30 protein-coding genes and 1 pseudogene are annotated in these 25,616 nt (G+C 42.3%); 30 read left to right on the forward strand and 1 reads right to left on the reverse strand.

Annotated features, from left to right (window positions below):
• Positions 1-164: 164 nt before the first annotated feature.
• The 4 genes from DESME_RS05185 to DESME_RS05200 all read left to right on the forward strand — a co-directional run bounded on the left by DESME_RS05185 (position 165) and on the right by DESME_RS05200 (position 4,634).
• Entirely contained in the window at positions 165-1,862 is a 1,698-nt protein-coding gene (locus tag DESME_RS05185) for a methyl-accepting chemotaxis protein (RefSeq protein ID WP_006717931.1), read from the forward strand.
• 166 nt (positions 1,863-2,028) lie between these two features.
• The gene (locus tag DESME_RS05190) at positions 2,029-2,862 is read left to right on the forward strand and encodes a deoxyribonuclease IV (RefSeq protein WP_006717929.1); all 834 of its coding nucleotides are present in this window, start codon (positions 2,029-2,031) and stop codon (positions 2,860-2,862) included.
• A gap of 17 nt (positions 2,863-2,879) precedes the next feature.
• A complete protein-coding gene (locus DESME_RS05195) occupies positions 2,880-3,659 on the forward strand; it encodes an NRDE family protein (RefSeq protein ID WP_006717928.1) in 780 nt (259 codons plus the stop codon).
• On the forward strand, positions 3,660-4,634 hold the full coding sequence (locus tag DESME_RS05200) for a D-2-hydroxyacid dehydrogenase (RefSeq protein ID WP_006717926.1): 975 nt from the start codon (positions 3,660-3,662) through the stop codon (positions 4,632-4,634).
• 62 nt (positions 4,635-4,696) lie between these two features.
• Here the strand turns inward: DESME_RS05200 and DESME_RS05205 are convergent, their stop codons facing one another.
• Positions 4,697-4,897 carry a hypothetical protein gene (locus DESME_RS05205; RefSeq protein WP_006717925.1) on the reverse strand — a complete coding sequence of 67 codons (201 nt, stop codon included), beginning with the start codon at positions 4,895-4,897 and terminating at the stop codon, positions 4,697-4,699.
• A gap of 186 nt (positions 4,898-5,083) precedes the next feature.
• Here DESME_RS05205 and polA point away from each other — a divergent pair, with 186 nt between their 5' ends.
• From polA to DESME_RS05330, 26 genes and pseudogenes are all read left to right on the forward strand, one after another.
• A complete protein-coding gene (gene polA / locus DESME_RS05210) occupies positions 5,084-7,723 on the forward strand; it encodes a DNA polymerase I (RefSeq protein ID WP_006717923.1) in 2,640 nt (879 codons plus the stop codon).
• Positions 7,724-7,768: 45 nt separating this feature from the next.
• On the forward strand, positions 7,769-8,590 hold the full coding sequence (mutM, locus tag DESME_RS05215) for a DNA-formamidopyrimidine glycosylase (protein ID WP_006717921.1): 822 nt from the start codon (positions 7,769-7,771) through the stop codon (positions 8,588-8,590).
• A gap of 37 nt (positions 8,591-8,627) precedes the next feature.
• Positions 8,628-10,499, forward strand: coding sequence for an ABC-F family ATP-binding cassette domain-containing protein (locus DESME_RS05220; protein WP_006717920.1), 1,872 nt, complete (start codon positions 8,628-8,630; stop codon positions 10,497-10,499).
• Positions 10,500-10,568: 69 nt separating this feature from the next.
• Positions 10,569-11,228: a sporulation membrane protein YtaF gene (ytaF, locus tag DESME_RS05225; RefSeq protein WP_006717918.1), complete on the forward strand. Its 660-nt coding sequence runs from the start codon at positions 10,569-10,571 to the stop codon at positions 11,226-11,228.
• Between the two features lie 9 nt (positions 11,229-11,237).
• Positions 11,238-11,843 carry a dephospho-CoA kinase gene (gene coaE, locus DESME_RS05230; protein ID WP_006717916.1) on the forward strand — a complete coding sequence of 202 codons (606 nt, stop codon included), beginning with the start codon at positions 11,238-11,240 and terminating at the stop codon, positions 11,841-11,843.
• Between the two features lie 40 nt (positions 11,844-11,883).
• Positions 11,884-12,459 (forward strand): lytic transglycosylase domain-containing protein, encoded by a 576-nt coding sequence (locus DESME_RS05235; protein ID WP_025248678.1) that lies wholly within the window; start codon positions 11,884-11,886, stop codon positions 12,457-12,459.
• A gap of 74 nt (positions 12,460-12,533) precedes the next feature.
• Positions 12,534-12,827 (forward strand): metal-sensitive transcriptional regulator, encoded by a 294-nt coding sequence (locus DESME_RS05240; protein WP_006717913.1) that lies wholly within the window; start codon positions 12,534-12,536, stop codon positions 12,825-12,827.
• A gap of 548 nt (positions 12,828-13,375) precedes the next feature.
• A complete protein-coding gene (locus tag DESME_RS05250) occupies positions 13,376-13,618 on the forward strand; it encodes a hypothetical protein (RefSeq protein WP_006717912.1) in 243 nt (80 codons plus the stop codon).
• A gap of 12 nt (positions 13,619-13,630) precedes the next feature.
• On the forward strand, positions 13,631-14,341 hold the full coding sequence (locus DESME_RS15330) for a 4Fe-4S dicluster domain-containing protein (RefSeq protein ID WP_006717909.1): 711 nt from the start codon (positions 13,631-13,633) through the stop codon (positions 14,339-14,341).
• Entirely contained in the window at positions 14,328-15,260 is a 933-nt protein-coding gene (locus DESME_RS05260) for a CoB--CoM heterodisulfide reductase iron-sulfur subunit B family protein (protein WP_006717908.1), read from the forward strand. Before DESME_RS15330 ends, DESME_RS05260 begins: the two co-directional genes overlap by 14 nt.
• 14 nt (positions 15,261-15,274) lie before the next feature.
• Positions 15,275-16,288: a CoB--CoM heterodisulfide reductase iron-sulfur subunit A family protein gene (locus DESME_RS05265; RefSeq protein ID WP_006717906.1), complete on the forward strand. Its 1,014-nt coding sequence runs from the start codon at positions 15,275-15,277 to the stop codon at positions 16,286-16,288.
• Between the two features lie 29 nt (positions 16,289-16,317).
• Positions 16,318-16,731 (forward strand): 4Fe-4S dicluster domain-containing protein, encoded by a 414-nt coding sequence (locus tag DESME_RS15335; RefSeq protein WP_006717904.1) that lies wholly within the window; start codon positions 16,318-16,320, stop codon positions 16,729-16,731.
• Positions 16,703-17,287 carry a 4Fe-4S dicluster domain-containing protein gene (locus DESME_RS05275; protein ID WP_006717903.1) on the forward strand — a complete coding sequence of 195 codons (585 nt, stop codon included), beginning with the start codon at positions 16,703-16,705 and terminating at the stop codon, positions 17,285-17,287. Before DESME_RS15335 ends, DESME_RS05275 begins: the two co-directional genes overlap by 29 nt.
• Complete coding sequence (locus DESME_RS05280; protein WP_006717901.1) at positions 17,284-18,150, forward strand: CoB--CoM heterodisulfide reductase iron-sulfur subunit B family protein; 867 nt, start codon at positions 17,284-17,286, stop codon at positions 18,148-18,150. The genes DESME_RS05275 and DESME_RS05280 overlap by 4 nt, the downstream gene beginning before the upstream one ends.
• Before the next feature lie 32 nt (positions 18,151-18,182).
• On the forward strand, positions 18,183-18,578 hold the full coding sequence (locus DESME_RS05285) for a helix-turn-helix domain-containing protein (protein WP_006717899.1): 396 nt from the start codon (positions 18,183-18,185) through the stop codon (positions 18,576-18,578).
• Between the two features lie 174 nt (positions 18,579-18,752).
• Positions 18,753-20,033, forward strand: coding sequence for a thioredoxin-disulfide reductase (trxB, locus tag DESME_RS05290; RefSeq protein ID WP_006717898.1), 1,281 nt, complete (start codon positions 18,753-18,755; stop codon positions 20,031-20,033).
• 93 nt (positions 20,034-20,126) lie between these two features.
• The gene (locus tag DESME_RS15870) at positions 20,127-20,285 is read left to right on the forward strand and encodes a hypothetical protein (RefSeq protein WP_006717896.1); all 159 of its coding nucleotides are present in this window, start codon (positions 20,127-20,129) and stop codon (positions 20,283-20,285) included.
• The gene (locus tag DESME_RS05295) at positions 20,285-21,169 is read left to right on the forward strand and encodes an NAD(P)/FAD-dependent oxidoreductase (RefSeq protein ID WP_006717893.1); all 885 of its coding nucleotides are present in this window, start codon (positions 20,285-20,287) and stop codon (positions 21,167-21,169) included. The genes DESME_RS15870 and DESME_RS05295 overlap by 1 nt, the downstream gene beginning before the upstream one ends.
• Before the next feature lie 53 nt (positions 21,170-21,222).
• Positions 21,223-21,852 (forward strand): methyltransferase domain-containing protein, encoded by a 630-nt coding sequence (locus DESME_RS05300; RefSeq protein ID WP_006717891.1) that lies wholly within the window; start codon positions 21,223-21,225, stop codon positions 21,850-21,852.
• Positions 21,853-22,207: 355 nt separating this feature from the next.
• Positions 22,208-23,533 (forward strand): radical SAM/SPASM domain-containing protein, encoded by a 1,326-nt coding sequence (locus DESME_RS05305; RefSeq protein WP_242837442.1) that lies wholly within the window; start codon positions 22,208-22,210, stop codon positions 23,531-23,533.
• Positions 23,534-23,562: 29 nt separating this feature from the next.
• Positions 23,563-23,631: pseudogene (locus tag DESME_RS16235) on the forward strand (FmdB family zinc ribbon protein); the annotation flags it as partial.
• 10 nt (positions 23,632-23,641) lie between these two features.
• Positions 23,642-23,770: a hypothetical protein gene (locus DESME_RS16365; protein WP_282432832.1), complete on the forward strand. Its 129-nt coding sequence runs from the start codon at positions 23,642-23,644 to the stop codon at positions 23,768-23,770.
• Positions 23,771-23,825: 55 nt separating this feature from the next.
• Entirely contained in the window at positions 23,826-24,029 is a 204-nt protein-coding gene (locus tag DESME_RS05315; protein ID WP_006717886.1) for a DUF362 domain-containing protein, read from the forward strand.
• A complete protein-coding gene (locus tag DESME_RS05320) occupies positions 24,022-24,195 on the forward strand; it encodes a hypothetical protein (protein ID WP_006717884.1) in 174 nt (57 codons plus the stop codon). Before DESME_RS05315 ends, DESME_RS05320 begins: the two co-directional genes overlap by 8 nt.
• Positions 24,192-24,887, forward strand: a complete 696-nt coding sequence (locus DESME_RS05325) for a hypothetical protein (RefSeq protein ID WP_006717882.1) — start codon at positions 24,192-24,194, stop codon at positions 24,885-24,887. Before DESME_RS05320 ends, DESME_RS05325 begins: the two co-directional genes overlap by 4 nt.
• 10 nt (positions 24,888-24,897) lie before the next feature.
• Positions 24,898-25,614: a cytochrome c biogenesis CcdA family protein gene (locus DESME_RS05330; protein ID WP_006717880.1), complete on the forward strand. Its 717-nt coding sequence runs from the start codon at positions 24,898-24,900 to the stop codon at positions 25,612-25,614.
• The last annotated feature ends 2 nt before the right edge of the window (positions 25,615-25,616 follow it).

The following is a 25,616-nucleotide window of genomic DNA, read 5'->3' on the forward strand; positions in this document are numbered from 1 at the left end:
CAGCTCTATTTGAAGAGAAGCTGGCTTTTAATTGTTTAGAAATAAATCAAAATTTACGACTAATTTCGACACAAATCATGTATAGCCGTGATATAAAATCATATTTAGATAGAGCTATTATTGTAATTGGAGAATAGGCATAGAATGTATTAGGAGCTGATTTAATGAAAAGTGGTGTTAGATTTAAGTTATTGTTATTAGTTGCAGTTTTTTTCCTAATTGGTATCACTTCTATTGGTGTATATTCGGTCCTTAGATTTAATAATGAAGTCATCAATTCTTCTCATGAAAAATTAAAGTCTGACTTAGGATTAGGCAAAGCATATTTAAGTGAGAAATTGCCGGGAGAGTGGTCAATCAAGGATGGTAACCTGTATAAAGGAAATGAAAAGATAAATGGTAATTTTACAGTTGTTGATGAAATTGGTTCATTGGCTGGAGATACAGTTACAATTTTTCAGGGCAATACACGTGTGGCAACGAACGTGAAAAAATCTGACGGGTCGCGAGCAATTGGCACAACAGTTGCTGCAAATATAGAGCAAATAACTTTGAAAGAGGGCCAAAGTTATTTTGGTGAGGCAGAAGTCGTCGGGATTATATATCAAACCGCTTATGAGCCGATAAAAAATGCTCAAGGGGAAATTATCGGGATGTGGTATGTTGGAGTACCCAATACTCCTTATGAACAGATGACAGTTAACATGCGTAATAGTGTTATTATTTTAGGATTGGCGGAACTGTTGATCGCATTAGTATTAATGTGGTTGATCATTGGGCGGAGTATTAGATCATTACTGAGTGTCAATGAATCCATTGGCCGAGTTGCTCAAGGTGATTTGAGTTCAAACAAGTTAACGACCAAATCAAATGATGAAATCGGTCAAATGGCTAATGCGATAAACAGTATGACCGATTTTCTTAACAATCTCATTAAGCAGTTAATGGACCGCTCCCAACAAGTTACTTTAATGAATGCTACTCTTTCTTCTTCCGTGAGAGAAATATATACTCAGACTCAAATGATTAATGCTACGAGCCAAGAAATTGCAGCAGGTATGGAGGAAAATAGTGCAGCGACTGAGGAAGTAACAGCAGCAAGTCAGACTATTTTAGATTTGACAAAGGACTTGGTGGAACAGGCCAATGTTGGTTTTAACAATGCTAAAGAAATTTCCGAGAGGGCCAAAGATACAAAGGTCAAGTCGCTTAAAGCATCCGAAACTACCAATCAACTCTTTGAAGAGAAACAGATGAGTATCCTTCAGGCGATCGAAGAAGGAAAAGTCGTTCAAGAAATTGAAATTATGGCTGGAGTTATATCTGATATCGCAGATCAAACCAATCTACTTGCCTTAAATGCGGCTATTGAGGCTGCGCGCGCAGGGGAACAGGGTAGAGGGTTTGCTGTAGTTGCGGATGAAGTACGGAAATTAGCAGAACAATCGGCGAATACAGTTTCGGAAATACAGTCCGTTATCAAACAAGTGCAAGAAGCGTTCAGAAATCTGACCGGAAATGCCCAGGACGTGCTTCAATTTATCAATCAAAATGTTAGCAATGACTATCAAGCGATGATAAATATTGGAGCGCAATACGAACAAGATGCGGAATTCGTGGCTCAATTGGTACACGACTTTGCAGGAAGTTCCGAACAAATATCGGATTCTATCGGACAAATTTTAGAAACCATAGAGTCTGTGGCAGTATCTGTAGAGCAAGGAGCTACTCAATCACAATTAATAGTGACTTCGATCGATGAAACATCTAAGGCAGTTGAAGGAGTAACTGAAATCGAAGAGAAACAAAATGGTTTAGCCCAAAGCTTAAATGCATTGGTACAACGATTTAAAGTTGAATAATTTTAATGTTTTAATGGGACAAATAAAGAATCACAAAATTTAACTTAAAATCAACAAAACCCGCTAAATGCGGGTTTTGTTATAATGGCGACTGAAGGCGGGTGTATAATTAAAAGGCTTATCAAAGTGTAGTGGATATTCAGAATTTGAAAGTGAGGAAATAGTTATGTTGAATATCGGGTGTCATCTATCCGTTTCCAAGGGCTTTGAGGCTATGGGGAAAGAGGCCTTGAAAATAAATGCGAATACGTTTCAGTTCTTTACTCGGAATCCCAGAGGAAGTAAAGCTAAGGCGATTGATCCTAAAGACGCTGAGGGATTGTTGGAGATTGTTAAGAAAAATCAGTTTGCCACTCTTTTGGCTCATGCTCCTTACACCCTCAATCCATGTTCAGCTGAAGAAAAGACACGAGAGTTTGCGGCTCAAGTAATGGCAGACGATTTGGCTCGAATGGAGTATTTGCCCAATAATCTTTATAACTTTCATCCTGGTAGTCATGTTGGCCAAGGCGTAGACGTCGGCATTGAGCTAATCACGTCGTTACTCAATATGCTTCTGAAGCCTGAGCAGACCACTACTGTTTTGCTGGAAACGATGGCAGGTAAAGGGACAGAAGTGGGTCGCACCTTTGAAGAATTGAAACGGATTTTAGACGGAATAACTTTGTCTGAAAAGGTGGGCATTTGTCTGGATACGTGTCATGTTTATGATGGTGGTTATGATCTCGTTAACGATCTTGAGGGTGTGTTTGAGAAGTTTGATCAGGTTATCGGTTTGGACAAGCTCCGAGCAATTCACCTTAATGATGACATGAATCCGATGAGCAGTCATAAAGATCGCCATGCCAAAATCGGTGAAGGTTCTCTTGGACTGGAAGCTATTACGCGAATTATCAATCATCCCAAACTTCGCCACTTGCCTTTCTTCCTTGAAACTCCTAACGACCTCGCAGGCTATGCGAAGGAGATTGCTTTACTTAGAGGCGTTTACAAGGAATAAGGGGGTAATCCATAGCGATGTGTCTGATTCTTTTTGCATATGATTGTGATCCCCGATATAAACTGGTGATTGCGGCTAATCGAGATGAGGCCTATAAACGACCAACTTTGCCTGCAAATTTCTGGTCAGATAATCCTTCCATTTTAGCCGGAAGGGATTTGGAACAGGGTGGAACCTGGATGGGGATTGCCATGAACGGTCGATTTGCCGCTCTGACGAATTACCGAGATCCTTCTCAAGATAAGGCTAAAGCTCCGTCACGGGGAAACCTGGTTCGAGGTTACCTTGAGAGTGATCTTTCTCCAGACTCCTACTTACAAGTCCTAAATGAGGAGCAGATAGAGTATAATGGGTTCAATCTGCTGGCGGGAACGACTCAGTCACTTTATTACTACTCGAATAGGGAAAAGGTTATCCGTCAAGTTGAAAAGGGCTTTCATGGGCTGAGCAATAGCTTGCTCGATGAGGCTTGGCCTAAAGTAAAAAAAGGAGTAAATGCATTTAAAGGCGGTTTGAAGGAAAATAAGATTAATGTGGAGCATTTATTTGAAATAATGGCCGATCAGGTACGGCCAGACGATCAAGAGCTACCACAGACGGGGGTGAGTTTAGAATTGGAACGCATGCTTTCTCCCCTGTATATTGTGAGCCCTGATTATGGTACACGGTCAACCACAATTCTGCTTGTGGATAATTATAATCATGTTCAGTTTTGGGAGCGCCGTTCTTTGCCGGTAAGGTCGGAAATGGGGAACGAAGTTTTCTATGAATTTAATATCAAAGAGGGTGTTTCTTAAATGAAGATTGTTGTATTAGATGGCCATACCCTTAACCCAGGTGACCTCTCATGGAGGGAATTGGAAAATCTTGGCGAAGTAATTGTCTATGATCGTACAACCTTTGATCGAAGCGGTATAAATTTAATTCTTGAAAGAGCAAAGGATGCGGAGGTTATTTTTACCAATAAAACGCCCTTATCAAGAGAAGTTTTGGACCTGCTGCCTCGTTTAAAATATATAGGTGTTCTTGCAACAGGGTATAATGTCGTAGATATTGAAGCTGCCAAAGAAAAAGGTATTGTGGTCACGAATATTCCTGCTTATGGTACTGATTCTGTGGGTCAGATGACTATCGCCCTTTTGTTGGAGCTATGTAATCATGTTGGGGCACATAGCGAATCGGTAAAACAAGGGGAATGGACGAATAATGTGGATTGGTGTTACTGGATGCACCCCATGATTGAGCTTTCAGGAAAGACCATGGGTATTATTGGATATGGAAGAATTGGTCAAGCTACAGGCCGGATAGCCCAGGCTTTTGGGATGAAGGTCATCGCCTATAATCGCCATCCCCATAAAGAGTTAGAAAATGAAACGATGAAATATGTAGATCTCGATACTTTATTTTCAGATTCAGAGATTATTTCACTCCACTGTCCGCTCTTTGATGATACAAAGGGCATGATTAACAAAAAAACAATTGCCCAAATGAAAGATGGAGTTTTGATAATCAACACCTCTAGGGGGCCGTTAGTTGTGGAAGAAGATTTAGCGGAAGCCTTAAACAGAGGAAAAGTAGCTGGAGCTGCCTTAGATGTTGTTTCCACCGAACCGATTAAAGCAGATAACCCACTGCTGACCGCTAAGAATTGTCTTATAACTCCTCATATCGCATGGGCACCTGTGGAAACAAGACAAAGATTGATGGATTTCGCCATTGATAATTTAGAAAAATTCCTTGCGGGTATTTCAGTGAATGTTGTTACTCAATAATGATCTGTAAATAAGATTTAGAAAGCGTTCTCGAGGTAGAGAACGCTTTCCATGATAATGGGTTAAGTGGTAGGAACAAGTCCTGCTGCAATAATCTCACTGATTACTACATTTGCCAACGTAACAGCAATACCATTAATTGTCGCATCAGTAAGGGTAAGCAAATCCTCGCTAATGATGGCAATAGCACCCGTAATTATGCCACCTGCAGTCTGGAGGCCGATTGAAGTTCCTTGAGCCCAATTATCGAGCACTCCATTCATAAAGTCACCCCTCCTTTGCATGATAATTTGAGTGTGAGTCAGGGCTTGTCTCCCTGTACTAGTATCATATTCATCGAAGTGGGCAAGTGTGAACGCTGAAGTTGCCTTATCACATCAACTCCCTTCTTATTTGGCACAATCTGTATCGATATGGTATAGTAATGTTGGATAGAAAGGGGTATTTTTATGCCAAAAATCCTAATTCTTGATGGAAACAGCCTAGCTAATCGGGCTTTTTATGCATTACCCATGCTGACCACGACCGATGGTAAGCCAACGAATGTTTTACATGGATTCATGACCATGCTTCTTCGACTTCTTGCGGAGCAAAAACCGGATTATTGGGTCGTTGCTTTTGATAAAACCAAAGCCACTGTTCGCATCGAGCAGTATGCGGAGTATAAAGGGACTCGAAAAGAAACGCCCGAAGCGTTAAAACCTCAGTTTGACTACTTGAAAGAAGTACTTACTGCTTTTGCTGTACCGTATATTGAATGTGCGGGGTATGAAGGGGATGATCTAATTGCGACCGTGACCACGCTTGCGGAAGTACGTGACTGGGAGGTTCAGATCTACACCGGAGATCGGGATGCACTTCAACTTATTTCACCAAAAACGACTGTTTTTTTAACGCGTAAAGGGATCAGTGAAGTGGATGCTTACAATGAAGAAGCGCTTTATGAGAAGTACAAACTCCGTCCTGCTCAAGTCATTGACCTAAAAGGACTGATGGGAGATGCTTCCGACAATATTCCGGGTGTACCTGGAGTCGGGGAGAAAACTGCGCTGAAACTGCTTGGAGAATTTGAGACGATTGAAAATGTATTGACTAATATCGAGAAGGTCTCAGGGAAGAAGCTTCAGGAAAAGCTTAGTACTTATACTAATCAGGCTCTTTTGAGTAAAAAGCTAGCGACAATGTTACATGAAGTACCGCTAGAAATGGATTTAGATACTTTTATTTATAAGCGCCCAGAGGAGACTACCTTCGCGGCAATTCTTGATAAATATACGTTGAAAAGTGTGGCACGAATTTGGCAACAACATCATGCGGAAGGCACGAAACCCAAGAATCAAACGAGTGGAGTTGAAAAAGCTGTAACGAACGATACTCTTACGCCTTGGCTAGTTAAAACCTTAGGCACTAAGGAATGGCTCCAACAGATTGAGGACTGGCGTAAAGCGAAAGCTCCTGTTACGCTTGCGTACCGGATAACTCCTGGAAACCCTCACTGGAGTCAAATCCGTGAATGGGGAATTGCTGCTCAGGGAGAATCGTTTAGCTTAATTTGGGAGGAGGCTGATTCTTCAGTCAAACGAGATTGGATATCCTTCTTAGAAGACCCGGATGCCTCTAAGGTAGTTGGTGAAGGAAAAACTCTTTATAGTGTATTATTGAATGAAGATATTACATTAAGAGGTGTTAGTCTCGATTTAAGCTTGGCCGCTTACTTAATTAATCCTACTCATAATAAGTTTGAAGCGGTAGAATTGGTGCGTGAATATGCACCAGGATATCCTGATTTTGGGAGCACTGCGGAGGAAGCGTCTCTTCTCGCGCAAGTTTCGAGTCGTTATACGGAAACGCTCAATGAACTTGGTTTGGTTGCTCTCCTACACGAAGTCGAGGAACCGGTAAGCATGGTCTTGGCTCAAATCGAGAGAGTCGGTATTGGTGTGGATGCAAAGCAATTGGAGACTTTTGGTCAGGAGCTAACCTGGGAACTGCAACATCTCGAACAGGAAATCTATGCGTTAGCCGGAGAAACGTTTAATCTCAATTCTCCGCATCAGCTGGGACATATTCTTTTTGAGGCCCTAGGATTACCCCCGGTTAAAAAGACAAAAACCGGTTATTCTACTGACGCAGAAACGCTGGAGGAATTGCGATTATCTCACCCGATCGTTGATAACGTACTCAATTATCGACAATTAAGTAAGTTGATGTCCACTTATGTGAATGGCTTGCTGGGACAAATTCGGGAGGGAAAAATTCATACCACCTTCCAGCAGACGGTGACCGCTACAGGACGGTTATCGAGCACGGAACCCAATCTTCAGAATATCCCGATTCGACTGGAACAAGGCCGTCTGTTGCGTAAGGTTTTCCAAGCGCCACACAAGGATTGGGTCTTGCTTTCGGCCGATTATTCCCAGATTGAGCTCCGGATTTTAGCGCATTATTCCAAGGACGAAGTCCTTTCAGAATCGTTTGCACTGAATCAAGACGTGCATACCCGGACGGCTTCGGAAGTTTTTGGGGTCCCTATGGATCAAGTGACAAAAGACATGCGACGAAAAGCAAAAGCGGTCAATTTTGGCCTTGTGTATGGCTTAACGGAGTTTGGACTTTCTCGTGATTTAGGAATTCCGCGGAAAGAATCAAAGTATTATATTGAGAAGTATTTTGAACGGTATGCTGGAGTAAAACGATATTTAGCCGAGATTGTTCTTCAAGCGAAAGAATATGGAGAAGTTCGGACGCTGATGAATCGGCTCAGGAGAATTCCTGAATTGCGTCATCCCAATAGGAATCAGCGCCAGTTTGGGGAGAGAATTGCGATGAATACTCCAATTCAAGGAACGGCTGCTGATATCATGAAACTTGCAATGCTTAACGTGGCGCAAGCTTTAGAGCCTTATCAAGCAGATGTTCTGTTGCAAGTCCATGACGAACTCGTGGTTCAGGTTGCCCCTGCGGAACTGGAACGGGTTGCAAAAATCGTTCAAGAGGAAATGGAGAATGCTTTCCCACTTTCTGTACCCTTAACCGTTGATTGCAAGACAGGACCGAACTGGTATGAAATGATGTCCCTTGTTCTCTAAGAAACATGCTTAAATATTTTTTACTTAAAAGTGAGGCGAACTGTTATGCCAGAATTACCCGAAGTCGAAACGATTCGCCGAACACTTTGTCAACACATCCTGCAACAAACGATTGAAGATGTTCTGATTCGTTGGCCTGGAGCGGTTAAGGGATGGGACATATTCCCGTTTGAGCAGGGTGTCAAAGGACGTCGTATTCTGAGTGTAGATCGTCGAGGTAAGTATCTCTTGTTCCATTTGGATGAAGATTGGTCTCTTCTTGCGCATATGAGGATGACGGGACGGTTGAACTTTTATGGTGAGCTTCGAGAGCCTGAAAAGCATACCCATGTGGTATTTAAGTTATCCAATGGAGAACTGCATTTCACCGATACACGTAAATTCGGAAGAATCATGCTCGTCCCGACCCAGGAATGTTCGCAACATCCGTCGATATGTATCCTCGGGCCTGAGCCGCTGGAAGAAGATTTTACCCCCCAAGTGCTTGGTGAGCGCTTAAAGAAAAGAAGTGTGGCTTTGAAAATCGCCTTGCTTGATCAAAAGGTAGTTGCCGGGTTAGGTAATATTTATGTGGATGAATCGTTATTCCGGGCTAAGCTATCCCCAGAGCGTGCAGCCAATTCCTTATCACGCAAGGAGCTTAAGGCTTTACATGCGGCTATTCGTATAGTACTCCAAGCCGGAATTGATGCTCAAGGGACCTCGTTCCGCGATTATCGAGATGCCAATGGGGAAAAGGGGAACTTTCAAAGGGCACTCCAGGTATATGGACGCGGTGGGGAGAAGTGTACCCATTGTGGAAGCTCACTGGTTAGGATACGTTTAGGTGGGCGAACGACTGTTTTTTGCACACATTGCCAAAAGTAGAAGCGTAAATTGAAAGAAGCGAGGAGTTTATTCGAACATGAGTATACTTTACTGCCGGAATTGTGGAGTGGATATTTCAGGTGAACCTCTTTTCCGGCAAGTGACGTTTGGAATAGAACCGGGTGATAAAATCGGTCTTGTGGGACCGAATGGTGCCGGTAAGACAACCTTATTGCGGGCCTGTCTGGGGGAACTACGCTTAGAAAGCGGACAGGTTCAAATCACGGGAACGTATGGCTATCTTCCCCAAAATCCGATGCTTGCCGAAACAGGGACTGTTTGGGAAAGCATGTTAGAAGAGCGTTCCGAAATTATCCAGATGCGGGAGCAACTAAGGACACTTGAAGAACGGATGGCTGAAGCTCCTGAGGAGAAAGTATTTGAACAATATAGTACGCTGACGGAGAGTTATGAACGTTCGGGAGGATATGCGTTAGAAGCTCAGATTCGGAAGATCCTTTCCGGTCTAGGATTAGAGAAAGAAATCCAAACTCCAGTGGCTCGTTTAAGCGGTGGACAAAAAACACGCTTGGCGTTAAGTAAACTTTTACTGAGCGGACCAGAGCTTTTAGTGTTGGATGAACCGACAAACCATCTTGATATGGAAGCACTCGAATGGCTAGAGAGTTTTCTGCACGGGTATGCGGGAGCAATCCTTGTGGTCTCCCATGATCGCTATTTCTTGGATCACGTGGCTCAGAAAATTCTTCATCTTGAAAGTGGAAGTCTAAAAACGTATCCAGGAAATTATTCCGAATACGAGCTACAGCGAGCGGTTGAAGAGACGACGCTTGCTCGAGAGGTAGAAAAGCTGAGTAAAAAGATTAGCCGTCTTGAAGAATATATCCGTCGGAACAAAGCAGGTGTTAATGCCCGGCAAGCTCGGGGGCGAGAGATTCAGTTAAACAAGCTTAAGCCGATCCAAACTGGGAAGTCATCAACAGAGGTGCATTTTAATTTACAAACGGGGAAACGGAGTGGCGATAAGGTTCTCATGCTGGAAAAGGTCGGAATCCGTTTTTCGGAACGGACGCTTTTCAGGGATGTTGACTTAGACTTACGCCGAGGAGATCGAGTGGCCCTTTTAGGTAAAAACGGGGTTGGCAAGACGAGTCTGCTCAAGGCGATCTCACGAAAAGTTACCTACCAAGGCGAAATCCGTCTTGGAGCCAATGTACAACTGGGGTATTATTCTCAGGAGCATGAAGATCTGCACTTGAAGGGGACTATTATTGATGAGATCCGCGGGGATTCTGCGCTGAAAGATCCGGAGATTCGCAGCCTCTTAGCCCGTTTTGGATTTACGGGAGAAGAAGTCTTTAAACTGGTGAGCGTTTTAAGTGGAGGGGAGAAGAGTCGACTCGAACTTGCTAAGCTATTTTTAGCGCAGGGCAATCTTCTCCTTTTGGACGAGCCGACAAATCACTTGGACACGCAGATGCGCGATGTGTTAGAAGAAGCTTTGGCTGATTATGAAGGGACGTTGTTCATCGTTTCTCATGATCGCTATTTTTTAGATAGAGTGGTCAACAAAATTGCGCATTTAACTCCATCCGGTCTGCAGGTTTATGAAGGAGATTATAGTGATTATAAAGCTCAAGTTCAGGAGGAGGTCATGGAAGTTTCTGTAACCGCTAATGCTAGAAATTCTGCGATGACGCTAGCGCCTGGATCTGAAAGAGGAATTCGGGATCGCGAGCTTCAAAAAAAGCTGAAACGTGTTCAGAGTCTTGAAAAACAGATTGTTGAAATTGAAGATCAGTTGCAGGAAATTGAGAGTAAGCTTGCTCAGACCGTATCTAATTATGAACGGGCGATGGAATTGCAGCAGGAATATGACACTGTGAAAGAGAATCTAGATTCAACGATGATAGAATGGTTGGAACTTTCAGAGGGGTTAACTAACTGAACAGGTAGGAAAAGCACTCTCCCGAGCCGTACCCCATATATTATCCTAACCGTAAAAAGGGGGATGATTATGGGGATCGCGATAATGTTTGCTATCGCTTTAAGCCTGGATGGATTCGGAGTGGGAATGTCATATGGGTTGAGAAGAATTCGAATTCCATGGGCGTCGATGCTGATGATTGCGTTTTGTACTGTTGTGGCAATGAGCTTGGCCGTTTTATTTGGGGGGTGGTTTGTCCAGTGGGTTCAATTTCTTCCGCCGAATATGCTGGGAGCTATAATTTTACTTAGCTTAGGAATTTACCAAGTCGTTCGAGCTTTAAGTCAGAAATACGATCCGGAGGAAGAAGCGATCGAAGTTTCAACCTTTGGAGCAGTGGCTAGAGTCCCTGTTATTAAATTTCAGTTCGAGATCTTAGGGATCGTCATTCAAGTGCTTAGGTATCCAGAACAAGCTGACTTGGATGGATCAGGAATAATTACGATTAAGGAAAGTGCGTTACTTGGTACGGCTTTATCCTTGGATGCATTTGCTTCCGGTCTCGCTATTGGATTTTCATCCGGGATCATTCATTCTTTTCCTGTCATTTTACTGGTGGCACTGACACAGGTATTGATGTTGCGGATTGGTCAGGTCGTGACAGGATTGGTGCCGAGAGCGATTTTAACACGAATTGGGTTCTTGCCTGGAACGCTACTTATTTTGATTGGATTGGGAAAACTTATATGAGGTGGAAACATGCGGGTTATTGGTCTGACAGGAGGAATAGGGAGTGGGAAGTCCTCGGTCGCGAGCTGGCTAAAGGAACACAATATCTCAGTTTTGGATGCGGATCAAACGGTACATCAGTTACTGGCAGAGGATCAGACGACGATTTCCCGTGTGGCTCAAACCTTTGGTGATGATATTTTAGATTCGCAGGGAAAGATTGATCGCAAGGGTTTGGGGGCTAAGATTTTCCGTAATGATGAAGCCCGAAAACGTTTGGAGGGGATTCTACATCCCTTAGTTAGAGGTAAGCTGTTTTCTGATCAAATGGCTCTGGCTGCAGCTGGGGTAAAGGTATGCGTCTGGGATGTACCCCTTCTTTTTGAAGCGGGTTTTAATACAGCGATGGATGAAGTTTGGGTGGTCTGGGTTTCTCCTCAGGTCCAACTTGAACGGGTCATGAAGCGTGATTCTTTCACTCGTGCTGAAGCGGAACTTCGAATTTCAGCACAATGGTCCTTAGAGGATAAAACAAAATTAGCAGATGTTTTGATCGATAACTCGGGAACCTGGGAGAATACAGTGGATCAATTGGAAGAACTTTTGGTTAGAATAAAGGATAGAGTTTCCCTATAAAGATAGAGTGTGAATTGATAAAATTGATAGGGAGTTTGAATTGCGAAACAAACGGTCTAGAATTCAAAAACTGAAGAGAAGGTTATTTGTTTTTCTAATCTTCATTATAGGGATAGGATCACTGCTACAGATGCCATTGGCTCAGAAGATATTTTACCCTTATCCTTATCGCCCAACTGTTGAAAAGTATGCGCGAGAGTACGGGGTTGATCCTTACTTAGTGATCGCAGTGATCCGAGCGGAAAGTAGTTTTATGCCGCAGTCGGAGTCTCATAAGGGAGCTTTGGGATTAATGCAACTCATGCCAAACACAGCGAGTGATATTGCCGAGAAGATGGATGATAAAAGCTTTACGCAGGAGGAATTAAAGGATCCTGAAAAAAATATTCAGTATGGAACGTGGTATCTTGCCAATTTGCAGAAAGAATTTAATAATATTGCCTTGACTGTTGCTGCCTATAATGGAGGAAGAGGGCATGTGAAGGAGTGGATTAGCACACAACAGATAGACCCTAATAATTTACAGATCGCGGATATTCCTTTCCAGGAAACGCGTCAATATGTGCAGCGTGTTTTACAATTTTACGATAAATATAAAGAACTTTATGGTTATTAAATTCAAGCAAGCCGAGTAGGATAGAGTTTATTGAGGAGAGCATTAGCGGGATATAGAAGAAAGCAGGGAAACAAATGGACGAAGATATTCTAAAGTATATTGATCCAGAGGAGCAAAATAAGATCCTCACACGTCTAAAAACAGTTAAAGGGCATGTCGCAGCTGTTGAACGAATGGTTGAAGATGGAAAGAGTTGTGAGGAAGTTCTGCATCAATTGATTGCGATAAAATCCGCAGTTCAAAAGGTTTCAGTGGTTATTGCGCAGCAGTATGCTAATATTTGTTTGGTAGAAGCGATGGAAAAAGGCGATGATAAGAAGGAAGTCATGAGTAAAGCGGTTGAAACGTTAATGAAATTAAATCAGTAACATTAACACCCTATAAATAGGTTTCAATTTTAAAGGTGCTTCGTAGAAGCATCTTTTTTTATACCGTTGACTAAGGGATAATAAAGGCATATTTCATAATCAATTGTGTCGAAATAAGGGGATAAATAATCTATCAAAACATATTGACGCAGAATTAAAATGGAGTTATATTTGAGTCGAACAATCCCAGACCCTTGGGGGAGGGGGTGCAAAACTTGCTTGAGTGTTCTCATTGTGGTCAATTGATCTCAGAATTCAGACCCAAGTTCTTTATGGTTCTAGAAAAAGTGGATCCTTTACCGCCAAATGTGAAAGAAATACTATGCCCAAAATGTCAAGGACTCAATTATGCTATCAATTTAAACTACTGTTCTCAGTCGTGCGAATTTTTCAAACCCCTTATTAATCCTATGAATCCAGCCCAAATTCTCAACCTAGGTTGCCGTGGGCAATGTATGAAAGACTATTAACGTCTTTCAACTTGTTTATTTCATAAAATAATTTTTTGTGAAGTTCTTAACTAACCAGATTATTGGGAGGTGGACCTTATGGCTGACAACTATCTAGAAGAGTATGGAAAGGAAACAAGTCAAGATGCTGGTGAACGTACGCTCAATTACTTTAGCGAACTTTTCAGTATGGAGATGCCTTTGTCTCGAATGATGAAGATGATGCCCGGGATGGTCAAATTCATGATGGCTGGAAAAGACACACGAGAAGATTTGATGAGTTTCATGCCTCAAATGATGCCGATGATGAAGCAAGCTATTACGGGTAAGAAAGAGGAATAAGGGGGGAACACCGTGCTCGAAAAAACCAAGGACTGGAGCGATGATTTTTACGAGAGATGGAAGCCAATTGCAATGGGCTTCGTCAATGAAGCTGAAAAATGCTTACAGTGTGGGAAGTGTACGGGTCAATGCCCAGCTGCTGCTGTGACGCCGAGTTATAATCCTCGTAAATTGATCCGGGATTTAGTGAATGGCAATATTAAACGGCTCTTATCTAGTGTAGAACTCTGGCAATGTTTCTTTTGTAGCGGATGTTATTCAACATGTCCAATGGATATAAACTTTCCCTTCTTCATCTTTATGTTGCGGTTAGGTGCGATGAATGAAGGCTATGGCTGGGAGGATGTTAAACAACTCGAAGCCTATGCAGAAAAGGATTATTTGAAAACCGGGACCACGGTTTCTTCCTTTGAGAGAAATCCCTTTGTGGTGGAAACGCTAGGAGATATAGGTGAAATCCGTGAGGCAGCAGGGCTGCCTAGGAAACGCCAAGTCAGCGATCGAGGAATAGCAGAAATTAATATGCTATCTGACTTAACCGGGATGACTTCTTTTATGAAGAAAATCGGTGGGGTCGAACTTTTAGATTGCAAGACGTGTACTTCCGAACAGGAGAAAAAGTGCAAGCATAAACCGATGCCATCACGAGTCGGAAAAATCAAGACCCATTTACGTTTTTATAATTACGGAGAACCGGGAGGGAAAAAGAATGCCGAGGCTTGATAAAGTTGCTCAGATTCCTAAACCTAAACAAATCTTTTTTTTCAAAAGCTGTGTAGCGAGTAATAAATATCCGGGTATTGAATCCTGCGGGAAGGAGGCACTTGAGATTCTTGGTGTTGAACCGGTAGAATCTGATGAACAGACTTGTTGCGGGGGCTTTGTTACCTTTGCCAATGTGGCTGCTCCTACCGCTTCCATGCCAGCAGTTGCACGTAACCTTGCTCTTGCTGAGGAAAAGAACCTCGATACCTGTGTTCTCTGCAATGGATGCTGGACGTTTCTTAATGAGTTTGGACATTTTATGGCCCATAATGAGGAAATCAAGACGAGTATTAATATGATGATGAATATGATGGGCCGAGAATTCAAGGGAACGAGTAATGTTTACCATATTGCTGAGATGTTTTATCGGCTTAAAGATGATATCGCCAAGAATGTAAAACGACCGCTTACAGGAGTTAAGATTGCTACACACTATGGTTGCCATTACCTGGGCGGCGGTAAGTATTCAGCAATTGACGATGCCCAAATGCCAACTTATATGGAAGAATTGATCGAGCTGATGGGAGGGACCGTTGTTCCCTACACTGCTAATCGCGAGTGCTGTGGTACCGGCTTTACCCAAATTATCAATGGTAAAGATTTATCGCTTGAGCACACCCAGCACAAACTAGATTCTGTTAATGAAGCAGATCCAGATCTATTGATCGTTCAATGTCCTTACTGCCATAGTCAGCTTGACCGTGTTCAACAACAGTTGAATTATCGTCAGAATACAAATGATTATCAAACTCCGGTGATTCATATTGCTCAGCTTGTGGGGTTAGCCTTGGGACTCGACCTTCCTAAACTTGCCTTTGCAGCCCATATAAGCGGGCGTGAACGGTTGGAAAAAGTTCTCGACAAGATCGGTCGTTAGAAGGAGGAAAGAACGTGAAGAAAACGTTAGTTATTGGCGGGGGAATAGCTGGAATTACCGCTGCAGAAAAACTTGCTCAAAATGGCGGTGAAGTTATCCTTGTTGAAAAGGAAAAAGAACTTGGCGGGAATTTTGCTAAGTTAACCTTCACTTTTCCGGTACTGGGTGATGCAAATTCACTACTTAACAAAGAAATTGATACCGCTCAATCTCTTAAGGGAATCGAGATTTTGAAAGAAACAACACTACAGAGTGTCAGCGGAAGTGCTGGGAATTTTACGGTAGAGCTAAGTACTCCAGCGGGTAAACGATCAGAAAATGTTTCGTCTATTATTGTTGCTCCAGGATTTCATTATATGGAGCCAACAGCCTATACTGAATATTACTATGGCCACAGTCCTAAGGTTGTGACGAGCCTTGAATTCGAGAAGATGGCAGCAGAAGGCCGTTTACCGAAGGGCAAAGCACGAGTGGTTTTTGTACACTGTGTTGGCTCTCGGGATAAAGCCAAAGGGTACCGTTATTGCTCAAAAATCTGTTGTTCTTACTCAGCAAAGCATGCCATCATGATGAAGAAAGCAAATCCAGAATCGAAAAATTATGTTTTCTATATTGATATTCGCGCTTTAGGCAAGGGCTATGAAGAATTTATTCGCTCAGCAATGGAAGAGTACAATGTTCGCTATATTCGCGGACGTGTTGCCAAAGTGCTCCCTGAAGGAGATAGACTTCTCGTCCGAGCAGAGGATTCTTTAATGGGCAATCCTGTTGAAGTTGAAGCAGATTTAGTCGTTTTAGCTTCGGCGATGGAGCCGCCCGTGGGTTCACGTGAGCTCGCTCAAATTCTAGGGATTGAGACCGATGAATATGGATTCTTCCAAGAGATTGAAGCAAACGTTCGTCCCTGTCATTCAACAAAATCGGGAGTATTTTTAGCTGGAAGTTGTACTCAACCCATGGAAATTGCCAGTGCAGTTGCAATGGGCGGTTTAGCTGCAACAGAGGCTCTGACTCTGGCACAGCAATAAGGTAGTGAATCTGTAAGGAAGTGAATTGGATGCGCTTACGTATTCATGAAGATGGAATTCGGAATGAGGTCGAAGCAGGGATCCAAAGAACTCTAACGGCTTGTCTTCAATGCTCAAAGTGTGGAGGGGGCTGTGCTCATACTGAAGAGTTCGATCTTACGCCACGACAAGTCATCGAATCATTGTTAGACTGTCAGGATGATCAGGTTTTAGACAGTCGAACCATTTGGCTATGCGGACAAAATTGTTCTGGATGTCAGATAATCTGCCCAGTGGGGCTGCCCCTAAATGAAATCATGGCAGTGCTTAGAGTAGAGGCGGATAAACGGGGTATTGAGCCGAAATATCAACAACCGTCGCTGATCTATCATAAATTTAACCACTGTGCGAAACACCGAAGAGAGGGTGAAGCGAGTGAAAGTATGGATGGACGAGAAGCATAGCTTCTTGGAAGAGGTTGAAGCCCGTAGTGGGCAGAAGATTCAGGAATGTTACCAATGCAGTAAATGTTCAGGAGGATGCCCATTTTCTGGGATTATGGACTATGCTCCAAATTCCATTTTGGAAATGATTGTTTATAATATGAAAGACCAATTACTTTCAAGTAAAGCAATTCAGATGTGTATTCAATGTGGAACATGTGGAGCTCAATGTCCAGCGGGTTTTGAACTTTATGAAGTTATGAATGTCCTGAGGGCGATGGCAAAAGAAGATGGATATACCACAAATGAGAAAAAAATTCCTAAAATGAATGGTATTTTTCTTGGCGAAGTGAGGAACATTGGGCGTATGCATGAAGTAAATTTGATGCTCAAAAATATGCTCAAGCAAGGCCAATTTGTGAAGGATGCAGTTTCCTTAATCCCGATTGGACCGCCTATGTTTTTAAGAGGAATTATGGGACCGGGCGATATACTGCCCCATAAGATTGAAGGGCAACGTGCTGTAGCTAAGATCTTTGAGAATGTCGAGAAAATGCAAGGGGGACATGCAAGATGAAAACTGGATACTTCCCGGGGTGCTCCCTTCATTCCACCGCTAAAAACTATGAATCTTCAACTCAAGCCGTGCTAAAAACATTAGGGGTTCAACTCGAAGAAATTCCAGATTGGAACTGCTGTGGATCAACTCCTGCGCATCAAACAGATCATCTTTTAGCATTGTCTCTATCTGCCCGTAATTTAGCCTTAGCCGAAAAAGCTGGAATGAAAGATGTTATGGCTCCATGTGCAGCTTGTTTTAATCATTTGCGTACTGCTGAGGTGGAATGTGCTAAGGATAAAAAAATTCATCAAGAAGTTCAAAAAGCGATTGAAATGAAGTATAATAATCAAGTTCACGTCGTTAACATTCTTGAACTCTTAGTCGATCGAATTGGAATTCAGAATATCGGCAAAAAAGTTAAAAAACCGTTATCAGGATTGAAAGTTGCACCCTATTACGGATGTATGTTAACTCGCCCTGCGAAAATTGCCCAGTTCGATGATCCCATTAATCCACAAAGCATGGATCGTTTATTAGAAACCCTGGGGGCAGAAGTTGTTACATGGGGAGCGAAAACAGACTGTTGTGGCGCGGCTCATGTGTTAACTCGACAAGAGGTTGTTATTGAACTGACTGGACGAATCGTCCATCAGGCGAAGGAAGCGCAAGCTGACGTTATTGCAACAGCATGCCCTATGTGCATGTCTAATCTGGATTTGCGGCAAACTGCAGTTGAAAAATCCACAGGTAAAGAAACTAAAGTCCCGGTTATGTATATTACAGAACTTTTGGGAATGGCTTTTGGAATTCCAAATTCAGAGTTGGGAACACGTAAACATGTCGTGAGTACTGCGGCAGTGACTGCTAAAATTAGTTAAAATATTATACGAAGATAAGGAAGGGTATTACTATGTCTTTGAGTAGAGAGCTGAATGAGAATGCACCTTATTTCGAAATTGGCCGCTATATCAATCAATGCAGAGTAAAAAGAGGAGTTTCACTTCAGCATCTCAGTGTACGATTAGGGGTGAATCCATCCTATCTGCGTGAGGTTGAACGGGGAGAGCGAGTTCCGAGCGATGAATTTATTCGGAGTTTAACTGAAAACTGTGATCTTGATGAGAACTATATTTTTAGTTGTCTAGGTAAATCACCTCTGATCGCCCGTGAGGAACTGGATCACCATGCTATCTTACAAGAAACGCTCAAAGAGATTGGAATGTCCGAGCTATCTGAACAACAGAAAGAAGAACTTTATCAAAAGTTTTCTGCAATTGCGGAATCTGCATTAATAAAAAATATATAAAAAATACAACAAAAACTGCGTGTAATTTTTGAGTTACACGCAGTTTTTGTTGTATTTTTGCTTTATTTCGGTATCTAATTTCCTATAATATAATTGACAAAAAAGGAGGTATCCTATATATTATAAATATAGTATATATACCCCCCGGGGGTTAGGCGTTAAGGAGCGAAAAAAATGAGCGATAAAATTTTGCATCTATCTACAGAAGAGTTTGACCATGAATTGAAAAGTTATAAAGGGTTACTCGTACTTGATTTCTTTTCGGAGGATTGTCCACCATGTGCACAATTAGCTCCGATTTACGAGAGAATGGCTGAAAAGTTTCTGCAGGTCAAGTTTGTTAAGATGATGCGCCAAGAGCATCGTCCATTAGCAGAACGGTTTAGTGTAAAAGGAAGTCCAACTGTCCTTTTCTTTGAAAACGGGCAAGAAGTTGGGAATAGATTAACCGGATATATTGCAAAATCCCAAATGCGAATAGCACTGGAAAAGCTTCTTGGGATTGAACCAGAAGAAATCAAAAAAGAAGTTGTTGAAGCCGATGTACTTGTTTTAGGCGGAGGTCCGGCAGGATTAACTACAGCGATTTATGCTTCTCGTTCTAGATTACGGACGATTGTGATTGAAGAAGGGATTGCTGGTGGTCAAGCCGCAACAACGTATCATATCGCGAATTATCCAGGGACGCCGGGAACGCTTGGCGGTAAAGTTCTCATGGAAAATATGATCACCCAAGCGAAGAGCTTTGGAACTGAAATTCATGATCTTAAAGAAGTGTTTAGTATTGATTTAAATGGTAAAACAAAGGAGATTGTTACTGAAGACACAGTTTATCATGCTCCGGTAGTAGTGATTGCAACTGGTGCAGAATCCCGTCGTCTTCCAGCAGAAGGAGAAGCAGACTTCCGAGGGAATGGAGTTCACTATTGTGCAACCTGTGATGGAGCTATGTACCAAGATGCTGACAACGTTATCGTTGTCGGTGGAGGTAATTCAGCTGTAGAGGAAGCAGTTTATCTTACTAAATTTGCGAAGCATGTGACAATTCTTCATCAATTTGATCATTTCCAAGCATCGAAGACTGCTCAAGAAGAAGCTGCAGCGAATGATAAAATCAGTGTCATTTGGGATTCAGAAGTGCGTTCGCTTCTTGGTGAAAAGCATTTGACGGGAGTGAAAATCCAAAATGTCAAGACACATGAAGAGAGCAAAGTTGAAGCAAATGGTGTTTTTGTGTATATTGGCATGCAACCTCGGACCCAACTCTTAAAAGATCAATTAAAAATTAACGATTGGGGTTATATTGAATCTGATAGTGAGATGAGGACGAATATTGAAGGCGTTTTTGTCGCTGGCGATGTACGGAGTAAGACTGTTCGCCAAGTTGCTACAGCCGTTGGAGATGGAGCTGTTGCAGCTGTTAACGCGGAACGTTATTTAGCCTCTCATAAGTAAGGCATCAATACTGTTTGTCCAAAGCTCACACGAATAAAATCCTAAGATTGGGGAAAACTTCACAGAGATTTTCGATTTTAGGAGGCTATTTAAATGAACATTGAGTTGACGAAAGATGAAGTCGAGATTTTATTGAAATCAGGGAGGCATTGTCTAGGCACTTGTGAAGAAGGTGGACCAGGTCAAGAATGTCCGGATTGCCAGAGGTTACAGCAAGTGATGGATAAATTGAAAGCCGGAGTGAGTGAATAATGTTAGAAAACTTTCAATTTAAATCACATTATGAGTTAGCGATTGTAGGATGTGGGCCCGCAGGTATGGCGGCAGCTCTTAATGCGAAAATTAGGAACCGAGATTTTATCTTTTTGGGGTCTGAGTTGTGTAGTCCCAAACTCTCTAAATCACCTCAAGTAGATAATTTTTTGGGATTTCCCGAAATCAAAGGGGAAGAATTACGACAGCGGTTTTTAGACCATTTAAAACAAAAGGAAATAATAATCGTCCCTTGGAAGGTCGCTAATATTTATCCTGGGCCTCCGTTTACTTTGATCGGTAAGGATCAGTCGTTTGAAGCAGATGCAGTAATTCTGGCAACCGGCGTCTCAGTTCAGAAATTAGTACCTGGAGAAGCCGAATTTTTGGGCCGTGGTGTTGGGTATTGCGCCACCTGTGATGGTCCGCTTTATAAAGGGAAAACAGTTGCAATTATTTCTTATGACAAGGAAGGGGAGACTGAGGCAAACTTTATGGCGGATATTTGCTCTACGGTCTACTACATCCCTTTCTATAAAGAAGTTGGGGAACTGGATGAACGGATTATTCAGAAGAAGGATAAGGTCAGAGAAATCAAAGGAAATCAGCATGCTGAGACACTTGTGCTCGGGCAGGAGGATCTGAAGGTTGACGGCGTTTTCCTTTTACGGGATAATTTGCCTGCAGAGCAATTGGTGCCAGATCTACAGATGGAAAAGGGCTCTGTTTCAGTAAACCACCATTTAGAAACGAACATTCCGGGTTTGTTTGCGGCAGGCGATTGCACGGGTCAACCTTATCAGCTGATAAAAGCGGCTGGTGAGGGTGGCACTGCATCCCTCCAAGCTATAAAATATCTCGATGAACTAAAAAAAGAGAAATAAGGAAAATGAGGGCTTAGAACGTTATAACCCGTTGAGGGTTGGGGGGAACAGTTGTGTCGACTTTCGAGATTGTGAAAAGGTATACAGAAGAAAATATTAATTCCAATTTAAGTTGCGGTGGGAACATTCAATATTTGGAGCTAATAGAAGGTGAAAAGGTTCTTGACCTAGGATGTGGCCGAGGCGGAGAAACGCTAGAAGCATCAAAGCATGTGGGCAGTAGTGGTTTTGCATGGGGGCTCGATTTAACTCCGCGGATGATTCAACTCGCTCAGGAACGAGCCAAGCAAGAGCAAGTTGAAAATGTTGATTTCCTAGTAGCTTCAATGGATCAAATTCCCTTAGAAGACAATAGCTTAGATGCTGTCCTCAGTAATTGTGCGATTAACCATGTTGAGGATAAAGTTACAGTCTATCGTGAGATTTATCGTGTGCTCAAACGGGGTGGGCGTTTTGTGGTTTCAGATATCATGACTGAACAGCCCTTGCCCCAAGAGATTAGAGAAGATCCAGAAGCAATTGCAGACTGTTTTGGGGGAGCAATCACAATTCAGGAGTATGAAAATGTTTTAAAGAATGCAGGCTTTTCCCAAGTCGAAGTGTTTAAAGAACGGCGCTATATGAAAAACGGTTATGAAATGATTAGTCGTACTTTTCAAGGATATAAAGAACCTATACTTTAGGCAAAAAGATTAAAATTATGAAGGGGGGTGAGCGTTAATGCGTCCAATTACTTCAACATCGTCAACTTGCTGTAACACAAGTCTAGCACTTACAGTTGCACAATGTTGCTCGAAGTCTTCCCAAATCGTCGCGGGTTGCCACGACTAATTAAGTGGCGGCAGAGAAAGTCTGCCGCCTTTTCCACACTGCGCATCAGCGATTTATTTATCGCTAAGCTCGGCACAAGCCGAGTTTTCTTCATATCATGATATTTCCTATTGAGGAAATTGATATACGAATAAAGAATAAAACGAAATTTGTTTATGAGAAAAGGGTGGGGAAATGTACTTTAGCCAATATAATTTGATTTTGCCGATGAAAGAAAATCCGAAGTTTCCATATGCGATTTTGAACTCGCTTTCAGGAGGGTTTGATCTTGTTCCTCAGGAAGATTATGAGAAACTTCAATCTTTGAAGCGAGGAGAAGTTGTCGAAGATACTGAATTTTTAAATTACCTACAAAGCCGAGGTTACCTTTATCAGGATAAGGAGGCCGAAAATAAACGTCTCCAAGAACGGTACCCAGAATTTAATAATGCGCTTAATGAAACAGCACCACAAGTGCTTTTCGTACCCACATATACCTGTAATTTAGCTTGCCCATATTGTTATGAAAACGGGATTAAACACAAAAAGGATTTGGTTACGAAGGAAGTTGTAGATGCGTTCTTTAACCATTTGGCCCAGAAGTTTCCGAATCGTAAACCTTTCATTACCTTGTTTGGTGGAGAGGCTTTAAAAAATTCGATAAAACAAAAGGAAATGATCGATTATATCGTGAAAGAAGCCGCCCGAGGCGGATATGCTATTTCAGCTGTTTCAAATGGCTACGATTTGAAGGAATATCTGGATATCTTACAGCAAGCGGAGATTAAAGAAATTCAGGTGACGGTTGATGGCCCTAAGCCGGTTCATGATCTACGTCGTCCTACTGCAGGAGGACAAGGAACATATGACCGTATTATGGAGGGACTCACAGAGGCAATTAAACGAGAAATTCCGATCAATCTTCGTGCCGTCGTCGATAAAACAAATTTTGAGGATCTTGTGACCTTAGCTGAGGACTTCGAGCGTCGAGGTTGGCTGGATTTTCCGCCCCAACGGTTTAAAACGGCAATTGGCCGTAATTATGAATTGTTTGAATGCTATGCCACTCCACAACATTTACTCGGGCAGGCTGACCATTGGGCTATGTTTATCGAGCTGGCCGAAAAATATCCTATTCTCAAAAAGTTCCACAAGCCGGAATTTAAAGGGATCAATCACCTAGTTCAGACGGGGGAACTTTATTTACCAACTTATGATACATGCCCAGCATGTAAAACGGAATGGGTTTATGATCTCTACGGCGATATTTATGGTTGTACGGCAAGCGCCGGACAGGATGAATTTAAGCTCGGCACTTTTTATCCTGAGTACACCCTTAAGGCTAATGAAGCGAAAGAATGGGAAGATAGAAGTGTCTTAACCATTCCGGAATGTAAGGATTGCGATGTTAGCTTAATTTGTGGAGGCGGCTGTGGTGCTATTGCTAAAGACCGGACAGGTCGTGTGCAAGGACCGGATTGTCGGCCGATTAAAGAAATCCTGACGTTAGGTCTAAAGTATTATGGTGATGATCTTCTCAAAATGGGATTTTAAAGGGGAGTGCTCATATGCCAAGCTATGATATGGTTTGTCAGGAGTGCGGGCATAAATTCTCAGTTTTTTGTAGTATAAGCCAAAAAGATCAGCAGAAGTGTCCGCAATGTGAGAGTTCGAAGATTAGCCAGAGATTTACGGCAGTTAATATTGGTGGTGGCAAAAGTAACAGTAGTAGCAGTGGGGCGTCAGTTCCAACATCAGGGTTTGGCTGAGCAGGCTGCTAAGGAACCGTGAGTTCCTTTTAAGATAGATAAAGTATAGGAAAGGGCTATAGAGGGGAGGAATTTGAGTGTCCGCGTATATTCTTGAAAAACTCTGTCGAGGTTGTCAGAGGTGCGTTCATGCCTGTCCGCAAAACGCCATTCAAATGCTGTCTCATATGGCAATCGTCAACCCAAGGCTATGTATCGAATGTGAAGAGTGTATGGAAGTATGTATGCAAGGAGCTATTACTTTCCGCGAGAATAGGGAGGAGGTCAGCACTCATGGATGAGAATCAGAAGAGAACAGCTGAAGCACGTCTTGATAAATTGCAGAAGGAGTTAGCTGACCTCAAGCTGCGTTGGCCGGCACATTCGCTAAAGCCTGCTATGCTCATTGAATTAGAGGACCTAGAAGAGGAAATCGATAATCTGAAAAACCTTTTAAGCGAAAAATGAACTCAACTCTTCAAATAGGCCCTTTTGTACTTCAGACTCAAGGCTTAGTCATTATTCTTTCAGCGCTTCTCGGTTACTATAGTCTCAATTTTCGCTTAAAACGTATCGACGGTATTAAGGATTCAGAGAAAAGTCGGATCGTTGAAACGATTGAAATCGCAGCAATTCTTGCGATTGTGATCTGGAAATTCAGCTTAATCTTATTTGATCCTGTGCGTGTTCTTACCTATCCTACGTCATTACTTTATTTTTCTGGAGGAGAGCGAGGAATAGGGTTATCCGTAATAGCTGCCGTCACCTATATTTACTATCATTCAAAAAAAGAGACTCACTCAATTTTGCTTTATGCGAATTTGTTGGCAGCTGGTTATTTAGTGGGTATGGGAATATACTCTTGGGTTGCGATCTTTGAAAATTTGAATAAGGCCTGGGTTTATGGAAGTGAAGTTGTTATTGCTATACTCCTTTATCAGCAGCACTTTCGAAAAAGTAAGGAAATTGCGTCATTCGAAAATCTGAATCAATCTTTACTTTGGTTTAGCTTAGGACAAATTTTTATTTCGTTTTTTAATCCATTGAAACAAAATTATTGGTGGGGTTTTTCCAAATTACAATTGGTCTTTTTAAGCCTTGCTGTTTTATGTATTGTTTTTGATTTTGTTGTGGCAAACAGGAAAAAAGAAGTGATCTAGGAGGAGTTCGATGGAGAATATCTCAGTTCTTTTTGCCTTCACAGCAGGAATGTTATCGTTTCTTTCACCCTGTGTATTTCCTTTGATTCCAGCTTATGTCGCGAATCTTACAGGTTCAACCTATGGTGATACTCGGATTGAGGCTTCCAAACGTGTGCTCTTCACGCGTTCAGTCGCTTTTATTCTGGGTTTTAGTCTTATCTTTGTGTTGATGGGGGCATCTGCTAGTGTTGTGGGCCGCCTCTTTGCTGATTATCGCGGCTTGATTCAAAAGATTAGCGGAATATTGATTATTATCTTTGGTTTACAAATGGCAGGAGTGTTAAAACTTCGTTTTCTCATGATGGAAAAACGCTGGGAAGGCAAGCCAGCAATGGAAAACTCGGTATGGCGTTCTTTGCTCCTGGGAGTTTCTTTCGGGGCAGGCTGGACTCCCTGTGTTGGCTTGGCCTTGTCCTCCATCCTTTTGTTGGCCGGATCCGCTGAGACGGTTTACAGCGGGATGTTTTTACTTTTTATCTATTCACTCGGTTTGGGGATCCCCTTTTTAGCTATTTCGTTAATTATTACGTATTCCTTTAAGGTTGTGAAAGCTATCAACAGCAAATTAGGGATACTTTCGAGCATCAGCGGGTGGATTTTGGTGGGTATGGGGATACTATTGTTTTCCGGCCAATTACGGAAGATGAGTGCTTGGCTATCCCAATTTACATTATTTTTCTACTAGAG

Origin of the sequence: Desulfitobacterium metallireducens DSM 15288 (genome assembly GCF_000231405.2) — a bacterium.
GTDB classification, from domain to species: Bacteria; Bacillota; Desulfitobacteriia; order Desulfitobacteriales; family Desulfitobacteriaceae; genus Desulfitobacterium_A; species Desulfitobacterium_A metallireducens.

Excerpts from the sequence above, each read along its gene's own strand:
- DESME_RS05250 (WP_006717912.1), top strand. The coding sequence starts at position 13,376 with ATGGCTGACAACTATCTAGAAGAGTATGGAAAGGAAACAAGTCAAGAT.
- DESME_RS05295 (WP_006717893.1), top strand. The coding sequence starts at position 20,285 with ATGTTAGAAAACTTTCAATTTAAATCACATTATGAGTTAGCGATTGTA.
- DESME_RS05185 (WP_006717931.1), top strand. The coding sequence starts at position 165 with ATGAAAAGTGGTGTTAGATTTAAGTTATTGTTATTAGTTGCAGTTTTT.
- DESME_RS05305 (WP_242837442.1), top strand. The coding sequence starts at position 22,208 with ATGAAAGAAAATCCGAAGTTTCCATATGCGATTTTGAACTCGCTTTCA.
- DESME_RS05260 (WP_006717908.1), top strand. The coding sequence starts at position 14,328 with ATGCCGAGGCTTGATAAAGTTGCTCAGATTCCTAAACCTAAACAAATC.
- polA (WP_006717923.1), top strand. The coding sequence starts at position 5,084 with ATGCCAAAAATCCTAATTCTTGATGGAAACAGCCTAGCTAATCGGGCT.
- DESME_RS05325 (WP_006717882.1), top strand. The coding sequence starts at position 24,192 with ATGAACTCAACTCTTCAAATAGGCCCTTTTGTACTTCAGACTCAAGGC.
- DESME_RS05240 (WP_006717913.1), top strand. The coding sequence starts at position 12,534 with ATGGACGAAGATATTCTAAAGTATATTGATCCAGAGGAGCAAAATAAG.
- DESME_RS15335 (WP_006717904.1), top strand. The coding sequence starts at position 16,318 with ATGCGCTTACGTATTCATGAAGATGGAATTCGGAATGAGGTCGAAGCA.
- DESME_RS05200 (WP_006717926.1), top strand. The coding sequence starts at position 3,660 with ATGAAGATTGTTGTATTAGATGGCCATACCCTTAACCCAGGTGACCTC.
- DESME_RS05320 (WP_006717884.1), top strand. The coding sequence starts at position 24,022 with ATGGATGAGAATCAGAAGAGAACAGCTGAAGCACGTCTTGATAAATTG.
- coaE (WP_006717916.1), top strand. The coding sequence starts at position 11,238 with ATGCGGGTTATTGGTCTGACAGGAGGAATAGGGAGTGGGAAGTCCTCG.
- ytaF (WP_006717918.1), top strand. The coding sequence starts at position 10,569 with ATGGGGATCGCGATAATGTTTGCTATCGCTTTAAGCCTGGATGGATTC.
- DESME_RS05220 (WP_006717920.1), top strand. The coding sequence starts at position 8,628 with ATGAGTATACTTTACTGCCGGAATTGTGGAGTGGATATTTCAGGTGAA.
- DESME_RS05330 (WP_006717880.1), top strand. The coding sequence starts at position 24,898 with ATGGAGAATATCTCAGTTCTTTTTGCCTTCACAGCAGGAATGTTATCG.
- DESME_RS05190 (WP_006717929.1), top strand. The coding sequence starts at position 2,029 with ATGTTGAATATCGGGTGTCATCTATCCGTTTCCAAGGGCTTTGAGGCT.
- DESME_RS05285 (WP_006717899.1), top strand. The coding sequence starts at position 18,183 with ATGTCTTTGAGTAGAGAGCTGAATGAGAATGCACCTTATTTCGAAATT.
- DESME_RS05280 (WP_006717901.1), top strand. The coding sequence starts at position 17,284 with ATGAAAACTGGATACTTCCCGGGGTGCTCCCTTCATTCCACCGCTAAA.
- DESME_RS05195 (WP_006717928.1), top strand. The coding sequence starts at position 2,880 with ATGTGTCTGATTCTTTTTGCATATGATTGTGATCCCCGATATAAACTG.
- DESME_RS05205 (WP_006717925.1), bottom strand. The coding sequence starts at position 4,897 with ATGAATGGAGTGCTCGATAATTGGGCTCAAGGAACTTCAATCGGCCTC.
- trxB (WP_006717898.1), top strand. The coding sequence starts at position 18,753 with ATGAGCGATAAAATTTTGCATCTATCTACAGAAGAGTTTGACCATGAA.
- DESME_RS15870 (WP_006717896.1), top strand. The coding sequence starts at position 20,127 with ATGAACATTGAGTTGACGAAAGATGAAGTCGAGATTTTATTGAAATCA.
- mutM (WP_006717921.1), top strand. The coding sequence starts at position 7,769 with ATGCCAGAATTACCCGAAGTCGAAACGATTCGCCGAACACTTTGTCAA.